This window comes from Ralstonia insidiosa (assembly GCF_008801405.1).
GTDB classification, from domain to species: domain Bacteria; phylum Pseudomonadota; class Gammaproteobacteria; order Burkholderiales; family Burkholderiaceae; genus Ralstonia; species Ralstonia insidiosa.
In genome coordinates, this window is sequence record NZ_VZPV01000001.1 from 3467906 (window position 1) to 3486915 (window position 19010).

18 protein-coding genes and 1 tRNA gene are annotated in these 19010 nt (G+C 63.2%); 11 read left to right on the forward strand and 8 right to left on the reverse strand.

What is annotated here, in order from left to right; genetic code table 11:
- The first annotated feature begins 166 nt into the window (after window positions 1-166).
- Window positions 167-877 carry an RNA pyrophosphohydrolase gene (locus F7R11_RS16470; protein ID WP_021196078.1) on the forward strand — a complete coding sequence of 237 codons (711 nt, stop codon included), beginning with the start codon at window positions 167-169 and terminating at the stop codon, window positions 875-877.
- The gene (locus tag F7R11_RS16475; RefSeq protein WP_082932851.1) at window positions 874-1515 is read left to right on the forward strand and encodes a CNP1-like family protein; all 642 of its coding nucleotides are present in this window, start codon (window positions 874-876) and stop codon (window positions 1513-1515) included. The genes F7R11_RS16470 and F7R11_RS16475 overlap by 4 nt, the downstream gene beginning before the upstream one ends.
- 92 nt (window positions 1516-1607) lie before the next feature.
- Here the strand turns inward: F7R11_RS16475 and proB are convergent, their stop codons facing one another.
- From proB to rplU, 4 genes are all read right to left on the reverse strand, one after another.
- Window positions 1608-2732 carry a glutamate 5-kinase gene (gene proB / locus F7R11_RS16480; RefSeq protein WP_169341068.1) on the reverse strand — a complete coding sequence of 375 codons (1125 nt, stop codon included), beginning with the start codon at window positions 2730-2732 and terminating at the stop codon, window positions 1608-1610.
- A 38-nt stretch (window positions 2733-2770) separates the two neighbouring features.
- Window positions 2771-3880 carry a GTPase ObgE gene (gene obgE, locus F7R11_RS16485; protein WP_021196081.1) on the reverse strand — a complete coding sequence of 370 codons (1110 nt, stop codon included), beginning with the start codon at window positions 3878-3880 and terminating at the stop codon, window positions 2771-2773.
- Window positions 3881-4076: 196 nt separating this feature from the next.
- Window positions 4077-4337 carry a 50S ribosomal protein L27 gene (gene rpmA / locus F7R11_RS16490; RefSeq protein ID WP_020747472.1) on the reverse strand — a complete coding sequence of 87 codons (261 nt, stop codon included), beginning with the start codon at window positions 4335-4337 and terminating at the stop codon, window positions 4077-4079.
- A 37-nt stretch (window positions 4338-4374) separates the two neighbouring features.
- On the reverse strand, window positions 4375-4686 hold the full coding sequence (gene rplU, locus F7R11_RS16495) for a 50S ribosomal protein L21 (RefSeq protein ID WP_004633023.1): 312 nt from the start codon (window positions 4684-4686) through the stop codon (window positions 4375-4377).
- 339 nt (window positions 4687-5025) lie between these two features.
- On the opposite strand from rplU, the gene ispB reads away from it, so the two are divergent.
- The 9 genes from ispB to yacG all read left to right on the forward strand — a co-directional run bounded on the left by ispB (window position 5026) and on the right by yacG (window position 13445).
- Window positions 5026-5955: an octaprenyl diphosphate synthase gene (gene ispB, locus F7R11_RS16500; protein WP_064806442.1), complete on the forward strand. Its 930-nt coding sequence runs from the start codon at window positions 5026-5028 to the stop codon at window positions 5953-5955.
- A gap of 26 nt (window positions 5956-5981) precedes the next feature.
- Window positions 5982-6058: transfer RNA gene (locus F7R11_RS16505), tRNA-Pro, on the forward strand.
- Window positions 6059-6214: 156 nt separating this feature from the next.
- Window positions 6215-7489 carry an HlyC/CorC family transporter gene (locus tag F7R11_RS16510; RefSeq protein WP_021196084.1) on the forward strand — a complete coding sequence of 425 codons (1275 nt, stop codon included), beginning with the start codon at window positions 6215-6217 and terminating at the stop codon, window positions 7487-7489.
- A gap of 271 nt (window positions 7490-7760) precedes the next feature.
- Window positions 7761-9488 carry a type IV-A pilus assembly ATPase PilB gene (gene pilB, locus F7R11_RS16515; protein WP_031329739.1) on the forward strand — a complete coding sequence of 576 codons (1728 nt, stop codon included), beginning with the start codon at window positions 7761-7763 and terminating at the stop codon, window positions 9486-9488.
- Between the two features lie 55 nt (window positions 9489-9543).
- Window positions 9544-10818 (forward strand): type II secretion system F family protein, encoded by a 1275-nt coding sequence (locus F7R11_RS16520; protein ID WP_064805226.1) that lies wholly within the window; start codon window positions 9544-9546, stop codon window positions 10816-10818.
- 4 nt (window positions 10819-10822) lie between these two features.
- On the forward strand, window positions 10823-11704 hold the full coding sequence (locus F7R11_RS16525) for a prepilin peptidase (protein WP_064805233.1): 882 nt from the start codon (window positions 10823-10825) through the stop codon (window positions 11702-11704).
- A 13-nt stretch (window positions 11705-11717) separates the two neighbouring features.
- Complete coding sequence (coaE, locus tag F7R11_RS16530) at window positions 11718-12332, forward strand: dephospho-CoA kinase (RefSeq protein ID WP_064805235.1); 615 nt, start codon at window positions 11718-11720, stop codon at window positions 12330-12332.
- Window positions 12333-12471: 139 nt separating this feature from the next.
- Complete coding sequence (zapD, locus tag F7R11_RS16535; RefSeq protein WP_004633038.1) at window positions 12472-13230, forward strand: cell division protein ZapD; 759 nt, start codon at window positions 12472-12474, stop codon at window positions 13228-13230.
- An 8-nt stretch (window positions 13231-13238) separates the two neighbouring features.
- Window positions 13239-13445 (forward strand): DNA gyrase inhibitor YacG, encoded by a 207-nt coding sequence (yacG, locus tag F7R11_RS16540; RefSeq protein ID WP_064805238.1) that lies wholly within the window; start codon window positions 13239-13241, stop codon window positions 13443-13445.
- On the opposite strand, the gene F7R11_RS16545 is transcribed toward yacG, so the two are convergent.
- From F7R11_RS16545 to secA, 4 genes are all read right to left on the reverse strand, one after another.
- Complete coding sequence (locus F7R11_RS16545) at window positions 13438-13899, reverse strand: NUDIX domain-containing protein (protein WP_082932887.1); 462 nt, start codon at window positions 13897-13899, stop codon at window positions 13438-13440. The two genes, yacG and F7R11_RS16545, sit on opposite strands and share 8 nt — an antisense overlap.
- Entirely contained in the window at window positions 13889-14773 is an 885-nt protein-coding gene (locus tag F7R11_RS16550; protein ID WP_064805242.1) for an ATP-binding protein, read from the reverse strand. Before F7R11_RS16550 ends, F7R11_RS16545 begins: the two co-directional genes overlap by 11 nt.
- Before the next feature lie 16 nt (window positions 14774-14789).
- Complete coding sequence (argJ, locus tag F7R11_RS16555; protein WP_064805244.1) at window positions 14790-16019, reverse strand: bifunctional glutamate N-acetyltransferase/amino-acid acetyltransferase ArgJ; 1230 nt, start codon at window positions 16017-16019, stop codon at window positions 14790-14792.
- Between the two features lie 103 nt (window positions 16020-16122).
- Entirely contained in the window at window positions 16123-18927 is a 2805-nt protein-coding gene (secA, locus tag F7R11_RS16560) for a preprotein translocase subunit SecA (RefSeq protein WP_064805247.1), read from the reverse strand.
- Between the last annotated feature and the right edge of the window lie 83 nt (window positions 18928-19010).

Consider the following 19010-nt stretch of genomic DNA (forward strand, 5'->3'; position numbering starts at 1 on the left):
GAATCAAGGGATACGGCGAGACGCCAGGCGCACATCTGAGCGCGAGGCGCTCCTCCCCCAGGAGGCGCGAGTGAGCGGCAACATTGCGGCATCCGGCCATCAGGACACAGAAGGACGATGCACCGCTCTATAATCGGCGTAATTCTAAAGTATTCGAGGTGCAGTCATGCTCGATCGTGAAGGCTTCCGCCCGAACGTCGGCATCATCCTCATCAACGCAAGAAACGAGGTGTTCTGGGGCAAGCGCATTGGCGAGCACTCCTGGCAGTTTCCACAAGGCGGCATCAAGTACGGTGAGACACCCGAACAAGCGATGTTCCGCGAACTGCACGAAGAAGTCGGCCTGTTGCCAGAACACGTCCGGATCGTCGGTCGCACGCGCGACTGGCTGCGGTATGAGGTGCCGGACAAGTTCATCCGCCGCGAGATTCGCGGCCACTACCGGGGCCAGAAACAGATCTGGTTCCTGCTGCGCATGGTCGGTCGCGACTGCGATATCCAGCTGCGCGCCACCGAGCATCCGGAGTTCGATGCCTGGCGGTGGAGCCAGTACTGGGTGCCGCTGGAAGCCGTGATCGAGTTCAAGCGCGAGGTGTATCAGCTGGCGCTGTCGGAGCTTTCCCGCTTCGTGCAGCGGCAGACTCGTGCGCCGCTGTCTCCGTATGGACGCGGCGGGCAGCACCGCGACCACCGGGCAGACAATCGCAGCAGTAACGAAGGCCGCGACAACCGCCCCGGCGGCCAGAACGCGCGCGGCCCACGCCCTCAAGCGGTGATGACGGTCACCACCACGACGGTCATCGTCGAGACGGTGACGACGTCGGAACCAGCCTCATCCTCCAACCCTGACGACACACGTCCCAAGGACAACTCGTGAATGTGAAGACGACGACACGTGGAGCGCGCCGCGCTCTCGTGCCGCTCGCGCTGGCGACTGCGCTGGCGCTGACGGCATGCGGCCACGCCCCCACCGGCAACATCGAAGACAAGCTGTTGATGGACCCGTTCAACGACAAGCCCTTCAAGGAAGATGCCGTCACCTTCCCGGCCCCGCCGGTCGATCGTGATGCCGTGCCGTTCGATGTGGGTGGCCGCAATGATTCGCCGCTGCGCTTTGCCATCGATCCGAAGTCGGTGTCGATTGGCACGGACAACGTGGTGCGCTACACCGTGCTGATCACCAGCAAGACCGGCGCGCGCAACGTCAACTACGAAGGCCTGCGCTGCGACACCGCCGAGCGCCGCATCTACGCCACGCTGCGCAACGACACCAACCAGTGGATCGGCAACCGCGCCGTCGACATGAACGAAACCGCGAATGCGGAATCCGCCAGCATGAACGCGTACAAGCCTGCCACCGACTGGCAGCGCGTGGGCAACGGCGGCCCGACGGACTACGCCTCGGCGCTGATGCGCACGTACTTCTGTGACGTACGGTCGGTAGCCGGGGACGGAAAACCCGCGACGCTGGTGCGCCGGCTGAAGGATTCGGGAAGAGGGTTCACCGGGCCGTAAGAGATAACGGCTTGATCTGAGGGGATGACCGTTGGGTTCATCCCCTTATTTTTTGCTGTTGCTCGTTGAGCCCTGGTAGCTCACATCGGCGATCAGAGCAGTACTAGGTTGTCCCGGTGCACCAGCTCAGCAGCGCTGACGTAGCCCAGCACCGCCTCGATCTCCGACGATGCCTTGCGCGCAATCAGCCGCGCCTCGGCCGACGAGTAGTTCGTCAGCCCCCGCGCCACCTCGCGTCCGGCGGCATCCACGCAGGAGATCACCTCCCCGCGCGCGAACTCGCCCTGCACTTCGGTCACGCCGATCGGCAGCAACGACTTGCCGCCCGCGGTGAGCTTGTCCACCGCACCGGCGTCCAGCACCACGCGACCACGCAATTGCAGATGGTCGATCATCCACTGTTTGCGAGCCGCCATGCGCCCGGTCTGCGCGCGCAGTTGCGTGCCAATGGCCTCGCCATTCGCCAGCCGCGCGAGCACGTCGGCCTCACGCCCCGAAGCGATGATGGTGTGCGCCCCCGATTTGGCCGCACGCTTGGCCGCCAGGATCTTGGTCAGCATGCCGCCCTTGCCGATGCTGGAACCTGCCCCACCGGCCATCTGTTCCAGATCGGGCATGCCGGCTTGTGCCTCATCGACGAAGCGCGCATCCGGGTCCTTGCGCGGGTCAGCGGTGTACAGGCCGCGCTGGTCCGTCAGGATGATCAGCGCATCGCCTTCGATCAGGTTGGTGACGAGCGCACCCAGCGTGTCGTTGTCGCCGAACTTGATTTCGTCGGTGACGACCGTGTCGTTCTCGTTGATGATCGGCACCACGCCCAGGCTCAACAGCGTGAGCAGCGTGGAACGCGCATTAAGGTAGCGCTCGCGGTCCGCCAAGTCGCCATGCGTGAGCAGCACCTGCGCCGTGCGGATGCCGTGCCGCGCGAACTCGGATTCATACACCTGCGCCAGCCCCATCTGTCCGACGGCAGCGGCGGCCTGCAGCTCATGGATTTCCTTCGGGCGCTTGGTCCAGCCCAAACGCTGCATGCCCTCGGCGATGGCGCCGGAGCTCACCAGCACTACCTCCTTGCCGGCCGCACGCAGCGCCGCGATCTGCGCGGCCCAGCGGGCGATGGCCGCCTGGTCCAGACCGCGACCATCGTTGGTAACCAGGCTGGAACCAACCTTGACGACAAGGCGGCGCGCATCGGCAATCAGCGAACGCAGGGCCATGGTGGGCGTGTCTCCGAAGGATGTTGGTGTTGTGTGTTTTATGCGTTGGCGCTGCCGTCGCCGCTGTCGTGACTGACGTTGTGCAGCGACGGGTCCAGCCGTTGGTCAGGTGCAGCCGCTGCGGCGTCCTCTTCGGCACGCAGCTCGTCGAGGTACTCCTGAATGGCGTGGACCAGCGCCTGCGTGCCGTCGTGCGTCAGCGCAGAAATGCGGTGCACCGGGCCCTTCCACTTGAAGCGCTTGACGAAGTCCTTCACGCGGGCTTCGCGTTCGTCCTCGGGCACCATGTCGAGCTTGTTGAGCACCAGCCAGCGCGGCTTGTCGAACAACTCGGCATCGTACTTCTTCAACTCGCCGACGATGGCCTTGGCTTCAGCTACCGGGTCGACTGCCTCGTCGAACGGGGCAAGGTCCACCACGTGCAGCAGCACGCGCGTGCGTTGCAGGTGTCGCAGGAACTGGTGACCCAGGCCCGCACCTTCGGCAGCGCCTTCGATCAGGCCAGGAATGTCGGCCACCACGAACGACTTCGATGGGCCCGTGCGCACCACACCCAGGTTCGGGTGCAGCGTCGTGAACGGGTAGTCGGCAATCTTGGGGCGCGCGTTGGAGATGGCCGTGATCAGCGTCGACTTGCCGGCATTGGGCATGCCGAGCAGGCCCACATCGGCCAGCACCTTCAGCTCCAGGCGCAGGTTGCGGCGCTCGCCGGCCTTGCCGTCGGTCTTCTGGCGCGGCGCGCGGTTGGTACTCGACTTGAAGTGGATGTTGCCCCAGCCGCCCTCGCCGCCCTGCGCCAGGCACAGGCGCTGGCCATCGAGCGTCAGGTCAGCGATCAGCTCTTCCGTGTCGGCGTCATAGATGGCGGTACCGACCGGCATGCGCAGGGTGATGTCTTCACCGGCAGCGCCATAGCAATCCGCACCGCGGCCGTTTTCGCCGTTGCGCGCGAGGTGCTTCTTGGCAAAGCGGTAGTCGATCAGCGTGTTGATGTTGCGATCAGCGACCGCCCACACGCTGCCGCCACGCCCGCCGTCGCCGCCGTCCGGGCCGCCGAACGGGACGAATTTCTCGCGGCGCATCGAGGCGCTACCGTTGCCGCCATCACCAGCGATCACTTCAATCCGGGCTTCGTCGATGAACTTCATGGAGGTCTCCGCCCGTGCGACGTGCGCACGGCAGGTAAAAAAGAATCGGCGTCACAAGCGCCATCGCTAACAAAACGCGGCTGGAATAACACGCCAGGGACCAGCGTAGCGCCCAGGATCAGGCGTCGCGTTTTGTTAGCGGCCAGAAACGAAAAAGCCCCGCACGGGTGCGGGGCCTTTGCACTACAAGGCTGAATCAGGCCGCCGGAACAACGTCGACGAACTGCTTCTTGCCTTCGCCGCGGTTGGCGAACTTCACGTGGCCATCGACCAGCGCGAAGAGGGTGTGGTCCTTGCCCATGCCGACGTTCACACCAGCGTGGGTGCGGGTGCCGCGTTGGCGAATGATGATGCCGCCAGCATTGATTGCTTGGCCGCCATACACCTTAACGCCCAGGCGCTTCGACTCGGAATCGCGGCCGTTCCGTGTGGAACCGCCGCCTTTTTTCTGTGCCATGACTGAACTCCTATCCGGTTACGTAGACGATGCAGCCTTAGGCCACGATCGAGTCGATACGCAACTCGGTGTAATTTTGACGATGCCCTTGGCGCTTTTGATAGTGCTTACGACGGCGCATCTTGAAGATGTGCACTTTGTCGTGACGACCGTGGGAGATGACGGTGGCTTTGACGGCAGCACCGCTCACCAGAGGCGCACCAACCTTGAGTTGGTCGCCAGCGCCCACTGCGAGCACCTGGTCAAGCGTGATTTCTGCGCCAACGTCCGCCGGTATCTGTTCTACTTTAAGTTTTTCGCCAGCAGCAACCTTGTATTGCTTACCGCCGGTTTTTACGACCGCGTACATTGTCGGACCTCGATAAAAGAACGTTAATTCTTGAACTAAACGTGACTCTTGCGCCGCTTGCAACCCGCCTGCGCGGAAAGCGGACACAGAGAACTCGCAACTATACAAGAAAAACCCAAGCAAATCAAAGACTAATCGCGTGTTGCCCGCGCAACGGCCTGCCACGCCGCTTGGCTGTGGCCGCACTGCCGGGGCAAGTCACCTGCTTGCTCTATAATCTCGCGGTTTTTGCGCTGCATCGAACGCGCGCAAGCCAATCATCCGTCACACCGCCTTCCGCCGGAATTCGCCTTGACCCAGACCTCCGCCTCCGTCCTGCTCGCCCCTGTCGCTGAAGACATGCGCGCCGTCGATGCCGTGATCCGCCGCCGCCTGGGCTCCGAGGTGGTGCTGATCAACCAGATTGGCGAGTACATCATCAGCGCCGGCGGCAAGCGCCTGCGCCCGGTGATCCTGCTGCTGGTGGCCAATGCGCTGGGTTACAAGGGCGAGCATCACCACGAGTTAGCCGCGGTGGTCGAGTTCATCCACACCGCCACGCTGCTGCACGACGACGTGGTCGACGAATCCGACCTGCGCCGCGGCCGCAAGACCGCCAACGCCGTGTTCGGCAACGCGGCCAGCGTGCTGGTGGGCGACTTCCTGTACTCGCGCGCCTTCCAGATGATGGTGCAGGCCAACAGCATGCGCATCATGCAGATCCTGGCCGACGCGACCAACATCATTTCCGAAGGCGAGGTCCTGCAGTTGCTGAACATGCACGACCCCGACGTGACGGAAGACCGCTACCTGCAGGTGATCCGCTACAAGACCGCCAAGCTGTTCGAGGCCGCCGCGCAGATCGGCGCAGTGCTCTCAGGCGCGGATGCCGCCACCGAAGAGGCCGCCGCTGAATACGGCCGCCGCATCGGCACCGCCTTCCAGATCGTCGATGACCTGCTCGACTACACCGCCACCGCCGACCAGATGGGCAAGAACGCCGGAGATGATTTGCGCGAAGGCAAGCCGACGCTGCCGCTCATCTATCTGCTACGCAACGGCACGGAAGAGCAACGCGCCCTGGCGCGTCAGGCGATCGAGCAAGGCGGCACCGAGCATTTCGACGCAATCTTCGCCGCTATCCAGGCTTCCGGCGCGCTGGAATACACGCGCCAAGCCGCTGAACGCGAAGCCGCAGCTGCAGAAACCGCAGCAAATGCATTACCCCCTTCCCTTTTCCGCCAGACGCTGATAGACTTGTGTGCTTTCTCGCTGCAACGTCAGTCCTGACCAGTACGAGAACTACGAAGAAGCATCGGGGTGTAGCTTAGCCTGGTAGAGCGCTACGTTCGGGACGTAGAGGCCGGAGGTTCGAATCCTCTCACCCCGACCAGAAATTCCCTTGTCGATCAAGGACATCAAGCCCAGCAACTGCTGGGCTTTTTTGTTTCTGGACGTCCGCCTGCGGCAACGGCTCGCGCAGCCGCCCGCATTGGCGCGACAAACCCCTCTGCTATAGTGGGCGCCTTGCTTTTCTTCCGCTCCCACCTTGGACTCTTGGCCGCTCTGGGCACAAATCGGCGCCGTCGCGCTGCTGCTGTGCTGCTCCGCCTTCTTCTCGATTTCCGAAACCGCGATGATGGCGCTCAACCGCCATCGCCTGCGCCATCTCGCCAAGTCCAACGTCTCGGGCGCGCGCAATACCCAGCAATTGCTCGGCCAGACCGACAAGCTGCTCTCGTTCATCCTGATCGGCAACAGCCTGATCAATACCGCTGTGCCGGTGCTGATCACCACCCTTGCCATCCACTACTTCGGCAATAGCGGGACGACGCTGTCCATCGCCACGGCAGTGGTCGCTTTCCTCATCATCATCTTCTGCGAGATCGCACCCAAGATCGTCGGGGCGACGTACCCGGAGCGCATTGCGTTTCCGGCAAGCTTTGCCATAGCACCGCTGCTCAAGATCACGATGCCGCTGGTGGCTGTGGTCAACGCGCTCGCCATGGGGGTGCTGCGCCTGGCGCGCATCAACACGAAAGCCGCGCCGGAGCAGCGCATGTCCACCGAGGAGCTGCGCACGCTGGTGCTGGAATCGGGCAACTTCATCCCGCACAAGCACCGCAGCATCCTGCTCAACCTGTTCGACCTCGACGCCATCACCGTGGACGATGTGATGACGCCGCGCGCGCGGGTGGAGTCGCTCGACCTGTCGCGCCCGATCGACGAGGTGATCCAGCAACTCGAGACCTGCTATCACAACAAACTGCCCGTGTTCGAACAGGACAGCGACCAGGTGATCGGCATCCTGCATGTGCGCAAGGTGCTGTCGCTGCTGGGCGACACCGAGCTCACGCATGACGACTTTCGTGCACTGCTGGTGCAGCCCTACTTCGTGCCGAGCGGCACGCCCGTATTTCGGCAACTACAGTACTTTCAGGAAAACCGCCGCCGCATCGGCCTGATCGTCAATGAATACGGCGACATGCTGGGGCTGGTGACGCTGGAAGACATCATCGAAGAGATGATTGGTGAGTTCACCACCACGCTACCGAACGCTGGCAAGCTCGCCTGGGATGCCGAGGGCGCCTATCTTGCCGATGCAGGCATGTCGCTGCGCGACCTGAACCGGCGTTTGGGCCTGACCCTGCCGACCGACGGCCCGAAGACGCTCAACGGGCTGTTGCTGGAAGTGCTGGAGGAGATTCCCGAAGCAACGGTCAGCGTGAAGATTGCTGGGTGCGTGATGGACATCGTGCAGATGGACAGCCAGTCGATCCGCACGGTGCGGCTGCACCGGCCGGCGGCAGGCAAGCGTAGCTGAGACCACTCGCAAGACAGAAACTGGGCCAAAAACTTCAGCCCGGGCGGTTTTCTGCCGATGTGGCACAAATGCAAGCTGCACACTGATGTGCGCTTTACAAATCCAGGGGCGGTCGGCAAACTGCCCCGATTCCGGGCGCCACCCCCCACGAATGGGTGGGGTACCGGCTGCAAACATAGAACAAACTCGCCTTGGGGGGCGGGCGCACACGCAAGGCGGTGGGGCCGAGTGTGCGCTGAAATGGTCAGCGGCAGCCTGACGGACTGGACTCATGACACTCGGACTCGCTCTAGCGCAGAGCCGGCGGATCGCGCCGACGCTACTCACCCAGTTGGAACAGAGCGCGCGCGAAAAACGCACGCAACTGATCGACGAGCTGGTGGGCAGCGGGATCATGAGCGCGCACGATCTGGCCGTGTTCGTGGCCGGCAAGTACCAGATGCCGCTGCTGGACCTGGCCCAGTACAAGCTCGACACCGTGCCGGCCGTCCTATCGGCCAACAAGCATTTCGCCCAGTTGCGCCTGCTGCCGTTGGGCCGCCGCGACAACCGCCTGATCCTGGCCACGTCCGACCCGAGCGACCCCAAGCCGATCGAAGAGCTGCGTCAGAAGATGAACGTGGCAATCGAAACGGTCATCGTCGAGCACGACAAGCTGGTGCGCCAGTTGAGCCTTGCCAACGAGGCGCCGGCCGAGATTAAGTCGCTCTTCCCCATGCAGGAGGCGACACAGATCGAGTATGACGCGGGGGCCGCAGCCGCCACGCGCCGCACCACCCCAGACGGCATCGACGACGCTCCCGTCGTGCGTTTCCTGCAAAAGCTCTTTACCGAAGCCCTGCTGCGCGGCGCCTCGGACTTGCATTTCGAGCCGTTTGAAACGTTTTACCGCGTGCGATTCCGCATCGACGGCATCCTGGCGCAGGTCGCGCAACCGCCGTTGGACATCCGCGACAAGATCGCGACCCGCATCAAGGTGCTCTCGCGCCTGGACATTTCCGAGAAACGCGTGCCGCAAGACGGCCGCATGAAGCTGCTCATCACCGTCCCGAAAGACCGCAAGGACAAGGACAACAAGGAGACGGTCGAGCGCGCCATCGACTTCCGGGTGTCGACGCTGCCGACGCTGTTCGGCGAAAAGATCGTGATCCGGATTCTGGAGTCGTCCACCGAGCGGCTCGACATCGACCAACTCGGCTACGAGCCTGAGCAGAAGCAGTTGCTGCTGGACGTGATCAAGCGCCCGTACGGCATGGTGCTGGTGACGGGCCCGACCGGCTCGGGCAAGACGGTGTCGCTGTATACGTTCCTGAACAAGCTGAACCAGGGCGACATCAATATTTCCACGGCCGAAGACCCGGCGGAAATTCAGTTGCCCGGCATCAACCAGGTCAACGTGAACGACAAGGCGGGGCTGACTTTTGCGGCGGCGCTCAAATCGTTCCTGCGACAGGATCCGGACATCATCATGGTGGGCGAAATCCGGGATCTGGAAACGGCGGACATCTCAATCAAGGCCGCGCAGACCGGTCACTTGGTGTTCTCCACACTGCACACCAACGATGCTCCGACCACGCTGACGCGCCTGATGAACATGGGTGTGGCGCCGTTCAACATCGCGTCGTCGGTGCTGATGATCACGGCGCAGCGTCTGGCGCGCCGGCTGTGCAAGGACTGCAAGAAACCCGGTCCGCTGCCCAAGGAAACGCTGCTCGACGCAGGCTTTACCGAGGCCGATCTCGACGGCTCGTGGCAACCGTATCACCCGGTCGGCTGCGAGACCTGCAATGGCAGCGGCTACAAGGGCCGGGTCGGTATCTACCAGGTCATGCCGATCACCGAGGCAATCCAGGAGATCATCCTGACGCACGGCACCGCACTGCAGATCGCCGAACAGGCGCGCAAGGATGGCGTGCTGTCGCTGCGCGAATCGGGCCTGAGAAAAGTCAAGACGGGACAGACTTCCCTCGAGGAAGTGCTGGCCACCACAAACCAATAAGCGACCAATAACCTTCTCGATCAATCGTTCCCATACCGGGGGGTAGGAACCAACCATGGCCACACGAGCACCCGCCGCAAACCGCGCGGCCGCCGCGCCCGATCGCAAAACCGGCAAGACCGCCAAGACAAAGGCACCCACGCAGTACATCTTCGAGTGGGAAGGCAAGGACCGCAAAGGCAAGATCTTCAAGGGCGAGATGCGTGCCGAGAGCATCACCGAGGTGAATGCCGTCCTGCGCAAGCAGGGCCTGTCGATCACCAAGTCCAAGCGCCGCCGTGCCGCCCGTGGCAAGAAGATCACGCCGAAGGATGTGGCGTACTTCACGCGCCAGCTCTCGACCATGCTGAAGGCCGGTGTGCCACTGCTGCAATCCGTCGACATCATTGCGAAGGGCCACGCCAACCCGAACTTCACACAGCTGCTGACGGAAATCCGCGTCGACATCGAGTCGGGCAGCAGCATGGCGGCCGCGTTCCGCCGTCATCCGAAGTACTTCGACACGCTGTACTGCAACCTGATCGACGCCGGTGAACAGGGCGGTATTCTCGATGCCCTGCTCGAGCGCCTGTCGATGTATATGGAGAAGTCGCTAGCACTGAAAGCGCAGATCAAGTCGGCCATGATCTACCCGATCTCGGTGCTGACGGTGGCGTTTGCGGTGACGGTGGTGCTGATGATCTTCGTGGTGCCGTCGTTCAAGGGCGTGTTTTCCAGCTTTGGCGCGGATCTGCCGGCCCCGACACTTTTCGTGATCGCAATCTCGGACTTCTTTGTAAAGTGGTGGATTCCCATTGTGCTGGGCCCAGTCATCGGCATTGCACTATTTACACGCGCGTTCAAGAGGTCCGAGAACGTTCAGCGCTCCACACATCGCTTCATTCTGAGAATACCCATCTTCGGCGACATCATCCGCAAGGCAACGATCGCCCGCTGGACACGTACGCTGGCTACCATGTTTGCAGCAGGCACACCGTTGGTGGAATCGATGGACTCCGTGGCTGGCGCTGCCGGCAACTGGATCTATCACGATGCCACCCTGGAAATCCAACAGGCGGTGCGCATTGGCACCAGCCTGACCAATGCCATGCAGGCCACCCATGTCTTCGACAACATGGTCCTGCAGATGACGCAGATCGGCGAAGAATCCGGCGCGCTCGACAACATGCTGCTCAAGGTGGCCGAGTTCTACGAGCGCGAAGTGGATGATGCTGTCGCCAACATCTCTACCTTGATCGAGCCAATCATCATCGTCTTCCTGGGTGTGATGATTGGCGGCATGGTGGTGGCGATGTATCTGCCGATCTTCAAGCTTGGCACGGTGGTCTGAGGCAATGCCAGATGTCTTTGTCATCCCCACGTTGGCACAACTGCCGGCGTGGTTTGTAATCGGGATGGGTGGGCTGGTCGGCCTGCTCGTCGGCAGCTTCCTCAACGTGGTGATCCACCGTCTGCCCCGCATGATCGAGCGCGAGGAAGCCAACTACATCGCCGAGTTGCGCGAGGAACCGCTCCCGCATCCTGACGCGTACAACCTGGTCGTACCGCGCTCGGCCTGCCCGTCGTGCGGCCACCAGATCACGGCCGTTGAAAACATTCCCGTGGTGAGCTGGCTGGCGCTGCGCGGGCGCTGCAGTGCCTGCAAGACGTCGATCTCATGGCGCTACCCTGCTGTCGAACTGGTCACCGGCCTGCTTACGGGAGCCTGCTTCTGGCACTTTGGGCCGACCTGGGTGGCGGTGGCTTCGGCCGTGCTGCTGTGGTTTCTGGTCGCCGGCACGATGATCGACGCCGACACCCAACTGTTGCCCGACGCCATCACCCAGCCGCTGTTGTGGCTCGGGCTGGGCGTGAACCTGTTCAGCATGTTCGCGCACCTGCACGACGCAGTGATCGGTGCGATGGCCGGCTACCTCTTCCTGTGGTCGATCTACTGGGCCTACAAGCTGCTGCGCGGCCGCGAAGGCATGGGCTACGGCGATTTCAAGCTCATGGCTGCACTCGGCGCATGGTTCGGCTGGCAGGCGTTGCCGCTGCTCGTGCTGCTGTCTTCGGTGGTGGGGTTGGTCTTCGGGCTGTTCCGCATGGCACGCGGCATCAGCAGCGAAACCCCCTTCTCTTTCGGACCGTTCATTGCCGGCGCCGGCGTGATCGCCCTGCTGGCTGGTCCGCAGTTGGTCATGCTGACGGGGCTCGGGCCCCTGCTGGCACCGTAAAGGCACCCTCAGCATGCGTGTGATCGGACTGACCGGCGGCATTGGCAGCGGCAAGAGTTATGTGGCGGACCGCCTGGCTGAGCGCGGTGCCGCCATCGTCGACACCGACGCCATCGCCCACGAAATCAGCGCGCCGGGCGGCGCCGCCATTCCCAAGCTCGTCGAAGCCTTCGGCCCCGGCATCCTGCGTGCCGACGGTGCCATGGACCGCGACGCCATGCGCGCCCTCGCCTTCTCCGATGCAACGGCCAAGACGCGGCTCGAGCAAATCACGCATCCGCTGATCCGGGAGATTGCCCTGTCACGTGGCGCAGCCGCGCAGGCGTCGGAGGCACATCCGTACCTCGTCTACGTCGTTCCGTTGCTGGTGGAATCGCGGGCCGGTCATCAAAGCTGGCGCGCGCTGGTCGACCGCATTCTGGTGGTCGACTGCCCGGTCGAAACCCAGATCGCCCGTGTGATCGCCCGCAATGGCCTGCCACGTACGCAAGTGGAGGCCATCATCGCCCGCCAGGCCTCGCGCGAAGCTCGCCTGGCTGCCGCCGACGACGTGATCGACAACAGCGGAACGCTGGCCGACCTCCTTCCGCAGATCGACCGACTGGACCAAGCCTGGCGGACGCGCTGAAACCATCTGAAAGGCGGCAGAACGGGGCCTTGTGGCCCCTTTGCATTGTGATGCGCGAGGGTCTCGCATAGAATGCGGGCAGATCGAAGCCAAACGGGCTTCGTGCCAGCCGAATGCCACCCGAACGGGCACCCAAGTTTTGATCCTGTACGAATATCCCTTCAACGAACGCATTCGAACGCTGCTGCGGCTCGAAGATCTGTTCGAGCGGCTGGATTTCTTTCTCGTGCAGGAACACCCGCTGCAGCACCATGTGGCGCTGACTACGCTGTTCGAGGTGGTCGACGTGGCCGGCCGCGCCGACCTCAAATCCGACCTGCTCAAAGAACTCGATCGCCAGCGCCAGACGCTCACCGCGCTGCGCGCCAATCCGCAGATCGATCAGGACGCGCTCGACGCCGTCATCAGCGAGCTGGAAACCGCCTCGGGCAACCTCACCGCCACACACGGCAAGGCCGGGCAGCTCATCGCCGACAACGAGTGGCTGACGAGCATCCGTAGCCGCGCCATCATCCCCGGTGGCACGTGTGAATTCGATCTGCCGGCGTATTTTGCATGGCAGCATCATCCGGCCGAGCGCCGCCGCGCCGACATCATCAAATGGGCCCAGCCCCTGGTACCGCTGCGTGACGCCACGATGATCGTGCTGCGCCTGCTGCGTGAATCTGGCCAGAGCGGCAAGGTGATTGCCAACGCCGGTAGTTATCAGCAGATGCTGTCGGGCCGCGTGTACCAGCTCATGCAGGTGCGCCTGGATGAGTCAGCGCTGGGCTTCATTCCAGAGATCAGCGCCAACAAGTACATGCTCTGGGTACGCTTCACCCAGCAGGATGGTGACCTGCGACCCAAGCCGGTCGATGCGGATATCCCGTTCCAACTCAAGCTCTGCAACTTCTGAGCCGCGCCATGGATGTGAAGACCGTCAAATGCCCGACCTGCGGCAAGCCAGTACCTTGGGTATCTGAGAGCCGCTACCGTCCATTCTGCTCCGAGCGCTGCAAACAAATCGACCTGGGCGCCTGGGCTGCCGAGCAGTACACGATTCCGGTGGTGGAAGACGACGACCTACCGCCCGACGCGCCGGGCGGTGATCCGAGCGGCAAGCTCAACTAGCCGTCGCTTCCTCACGCATCCATTCGAATACGGGCAGCGTCGCCGGCAGCACCGGATCGACATTGATCGGCAGCGTCTGCCAGGCGAAGTCCTGACCTTCCAGCGCCCGCAGCGTGCCTTCCCACGACGTCACCTTGCAGAAGTGCAGCCGCACATACGCGTGCGGATAGTCGTGCTCGATGGTGTGCCACGGCACGCAGGTGCGCAGCGTGACATCCAGCTCTTCCTTCAGCTCACGCGTGAGCGCAGCTTCGACCGATTCGCCCGCCTCCAGCTTGCCGCCAGGAAACTCCCAGTAGCCCGCATACGGCTTGCCCTCGGGGCGCTGCGCCAGCAGGAACTGGCCATCCGGCTGCACAAGCACGCCGACGGCGACTTCGGTGATCTTGCGGCCGTCGGGCGTGTGGGTTGGCACACCCGTCGGCGGCACTTGCGTCAGGTTGTCAGTCGACATGCTGCCGCCCATGCCTGCCACCCCAGTCACGCGCAAACTGCCATGCCACACGGCCCGAGCGCGAGCCGCGCTCCAGCGCCCACACCAGCGCATCGCCACGGGCGGCGGCGATGTCTTCATCGCTGCAGCCGAAGTGTTTGAGCCAGTGGCCGACGATGGTCAGGTACTCGTCCTGCTTGGGCGGATAGAACGACAGCCACAGCCCGAAGCGTTCCGACAACGAGATCTTTTCTTCCACCACTTCACCCGGATGGATTTCGCCGTCCGACGTGTGCTGATAGGTCTCGTTGTCCTTCATGTATTCCGGCAGCAGGTGGCGCCGGTTGGACGTGGCGTAGATCAGCACGTTGTCCGACTGCGTTGCCACCGAACCATCCAGCGCAGACTTCAGCGCCTTGTAGCCCGACTCGCCCTCTTCGAACGAGAGATCGTCGCAAAAAATCGCGAAGCGCTCGGGGCGCTGCGACAACCGCTCGACGATATCGCCCAGGTCAGCCAGGTCATCCTTGTCGACTTCAACCAGGCGCAGGCCGTCCTTCACGAATGCGTTCAGGCACGCCTTGATGAGCGACGACTTGCCCGTGCCACGCGCGCCTGTGAGCAACACGTTGTTGGCCGGCAGCTTCTGCACAAACTGGCGTGTGTTGGCGACGATGGCGTCCTTCTGACGCTCGATGTTGTGCAAATCGCTCAGATGGATCGGAGGCAGTTGGCGGATCGGCGCGAGATAGCCGATGTTGCCGAACAGGCTCTGGCGTTTGCGCCAGCGGAAGGCAACCGCCTCGTTCCAGTCGGCTTCGGTCAGTTCAGGGGGCAGCCACTGCTCAAGCCGCCCCAGGAAGCGGTCGAGCCGTGCGGAAAGATCAGACGACATAGCGGCAGACTCCGGATTACGAGCGGTAATCCGCGTTGATCGACACGTAGTCGTGCGAGAAGTCGCACGTCCACACTGTGGCGGTGGCGTCGCCGCGGCCGAGTGCGATGCGCACGGTGATCTCGGCCTGCTTCATCACGCGCTGGCCGTCTTCTTCGCGGTACTCGGGGTTGCGGCCACCATCGCGGGCGACCCACACGTCGTCGAGCCACAGGTTGACGCCATTCACGTCGAGGTCATTGACACCGGCATAGCCGACGGCCGCCAGGATACGGCCCAGGTTGGGGTCCGATGCGTAAAACGCCGTCTTGACCAGAGGCGAGTGCGCGACCGCGTAGGCGATCTGGCGGCACTCATCCACGTTGCGACCGCCTTCCACCTGGATGGCCATGAACTTGGTGGCGCCCTCGCCGTCGCGCACGATCTTCTGTGCGAGTTCTTGTGCGAGGCCGGTCAGTGCGTCGCGCAGTGCGACGTAGTCGGGGTGCGACTCGGAATCGATGCGCGGCGTGCCGGCGCGGCCCGTGGCGATCACGACGAACGAGTCGTTGGTCGACGTATCGCCGTCCACCGTCACGCTGTTGAACGAGTGGTCGGCTGCGTAGCGCACCAGACCCTGCAACACGGCTTCGTCGACATTGGCATCGGTGGCGATGAAGCCGAGCATCGTCGCCATGTTCGGGCGGATCATGCCCGCGCCCTTGCTGATGCCCGACATGCGCACCGTCTTGCCCGACAGCGTGCACGTGGCGGACGCGGCCTTGGGTACGGTGTCGGTCGTCATGATGGCTTCAGCGGCGGCCAGCCAGTTGTCCGCCTTGGCATTGGCCTGGGCCGCCGGCAATCCGGCAACGATACGATCAACCGGCAGCGGCTCCAGAATCACGCCCGTCGAAAACGGCAGCACCTGCTCCGCCGACACGCCCAGCAGCTTGGCCACCGCATCGCAGGTCTGGCGTGCATGCGCGAGACCCGGTGCGCCCGTACCCGCGTTGGCGTTGCCCGTATTCACGACGATGGCGCGTGCGCCCTGGCCACTCGCCAGATGCTCGCGGCACACCTGCACGGGTGCGGCGCAGAAACGGTTCTGCGTGAATACGCCGGCCACGCTCGAACCCTCGGCAATGCGTACCAGCAGCACGTCCTTACGATTGGCCTTGCGGACACCAGCCTCGGCCCAGCCAAGGTCTACGCCGTCGATCGGCAACAGGGAGTCAGCGGCGGGGGCGACGAGATTCACAGCCATGGAGCACACCTTTCAAATGAGGATGCCCGCATTGCGGGCATCGTGAATCAACAGAAAACGGCAGGAAAATGCGGCGCCGCATTAGCGGCGCGTGTGAGCAGCATCAGGCCAGCTTGCCGTGGCACTGCTTGTACTTCTTGCCCGAACCGCACGGGCACGGATCGTTGCGGCCAACCTTGGGCACTTCGCCTGCCAGCGCCGCTGCCGCAGCAGATGCCGCCGAACGGTGGGCCGGCATGCCCGGCTCTGCACCGTGAATCTCGGCATCGCCAGCCGCCACTTCGGCCAGCTCGTTGAACTCGTCGTGCTTGTACTGCACGTTGCTCAGCGCCGACAGGTCTTCCTCGATCTGCTCCGAAGCCTGCTCCAGTTGCTCCTGCGACTGGATGCGCACCGTGAAAACGATACGCGTGACTTCGTTGCGAATGGTATCGAGCAGGCGGCCGAACAGTTCGAACGACTCGCGCTTGTACTCCTGCTTCGGATCTTTCTGCGCATAGCCGCGCAGGTGGATACCCTGGCGCAGCATATCGAGCGCAGCCAGGTGCTCACGCCAGTGCGTATCGAGGCTCTGCAGCATCACCGAACGCTCGAAGCCGGCGAAGGACTCGCGGCCAACCTGCGCCACCTTGCCCTCGTACACGGCTTCGGCGGCGTCCAGCACCATCTTCAGCAGCGCTTCGTCTTCGATGGACTGGGCGTCTTCCAGCGTCTTCACCAGCGGCAGGTCAACACCCCAGTCGTCACGCAGCGCCTTCTCCAGCCCGGCGACATCCCACTGCTCTTCCATTGTTTCCGCCGGCACGTAGTTGCGGAACAGCTCGGTGAACACGGATTCGCGCAGGTTCTTGACGACATCGCCAATATCACCGGCTTCAAGGATCTCGTTACGCAGCTTGTAGATTTCGCGACGCTGGTCGTTGGCAACGTCGTCGTACTGCAGCAGTTGCTTGCGGATGTCGAAGTTGCGGCCTTCCACCTTGCGCTGGGCCGATTCGATCGAGCGCGTGACGATGCCGGCTTCGATCGGCTCGCCTTCGGGCATCTTCAGGCGATCCATGATGGCGCGCACGCGGTCGCCCGCGAAGATGCGCAGCAGCTGGTCGTCCAGCGACAGGTAGAAACGCGACGAACCCGGGTCACCCTGACGGCCGGCACGGCCACGGAGCTGGTTGTCGATGCGGCGCGATTCATGGCGCTCGGTGCCGACAATGTGCAGGCCGCCGGCAGCCTTCACCTGCTCGTGCAGCGATTGCCATTCGTCCTGCAGCGTCTTCACGCGCTTGGCCTTTTCTTCGTCGGAGAGCGACGCATCGGCCATCACGAAGCCAGATTGCTTCTCCACGTTGCCGCCCAGCACGATGTCGGTACCGCGGCCTGCCATGTTCGTGGCGATGGTGATCGCCTTGGGCCGACCCGCTTCCGCGATGATGGCGGCCTCGCGCTCGTGCTGCTTGGCGTTGAGCACCTGGTGCGGCAGCTTGACCTGGTTCAGCAGGTTCGACAGCAGCTCGGAGTTTTCAATGGACGTGGTGCCCACCAGCACCGGCTGACCGCGCTCGTAGCAATCTTGAATATCGCGGATGACGGCGTCGTAGCGCTCCTTCCCGGTCTTGTAGATCTGATCCTGCAAGTCCTTGCGCTGCGGCGTGCGGTTGGTCGGGATCACCACGGTTTCCAGACCGTAGATCTCCTGGAATTCGTACGCTTCCGTATCCGCCGTGCCGGTCATGCCCGCCAGCTTGGTGTACATGCGGAAGTAGTTCTGGAACGTGATGGTCGCCAGCGTCTGGTTTTCCTGCTGGATCTGCACGCCTTCCTTGGCTTCCACAGCCTGGTGCAGACCGTCGGACCAGCGGCGGCCCGTCATCAGGCGGCCGGTGAATTCATCAACGATGACCACTTCGCCGTTCTGCACCACGTAGTGCTGATCGCGGAAGAACAGGCTGTGCGCGCGCAGGGCGGCGTACAGGTGGTGCATCAGCGTGATGTTCTGCGGCGCGTAGAGCGATTCGCCCTCGCCGATCAGGCCAGCCTGCAGCAGAATCTGCTCAGCCTTTTCGTGGCCCGATTCGGTCAGGTAGACCTGGTGCGATTTCTCGTCGACGTAGTAGTCGCCCGGCTTCTCGACGCCCGTGCCATCGGCTTTCTCTTCGCCGATCTGGCGCGTGAGCTGCGCCGGGATGCCGTTCATGCGGCGGTACAGGTCGGTGTGGTCTTCAGCCTGGCCGGAGATGATCAGCGGCGTGCGCGCTTCATCGATCAGGATCGAGTCGACCTCATCGACGATGGCGTAGTTCAACGGACGCTGCACGCGCTGGCCGGCGTCGTACACCATGTTGTCGCGCAGGTAGTCGAAGCCGAACTCGTTGTTGGTGCCGTAGGTGATGTCCGACGCGTAAGCGGCTTGCTTCTGGTCGTGGTCCATGGTGGTCAGGTTGACCCCCACCGACAGACCCAGCCAGTTGTAGAGCTGGCCCATCCACTCCGCATCACGCTGCGCGAGGTAGTCGTTGACCGTGATGACGTGCACGCCCTGACCGGAGATGGCATTCAGGTACACCGCCAGCGTCGCCGTGAGCGTCTTGCCTTCGCCCGTGCGCATTTCAGCGATCTTGCCGTCGTGCAGAACCATGCCGCCGATCATCTGCACATCGAAGTGGCGCATCTTCATCACGCGCTTGCTGGCCTCGCGGCACACGGCAAACGCTTCGGGCAGCAGCGCGTCCAGCGTCTCGCCCTTGGCGAAGCGCTGGCGGAACTCCTCGGTCTTGGCCTGCAGCTCGGCATCGGAAAGCGCCTCGAACTTGGGCTCGAGCGCATTGATCTGCGCCACCTTGCGGCGGTACTGTTTGATCAGCCGCTCATTGCGGCTGCCGAAAATCTTCTTGAGAAGGCCCGTGATCATCGATGGCTAGGGCCGGTGTGCTACCCGAAAAACGCTTCGCGAGAGACGGCGAAACACAGGCGGCGCAACGGCCCGAATAGGGT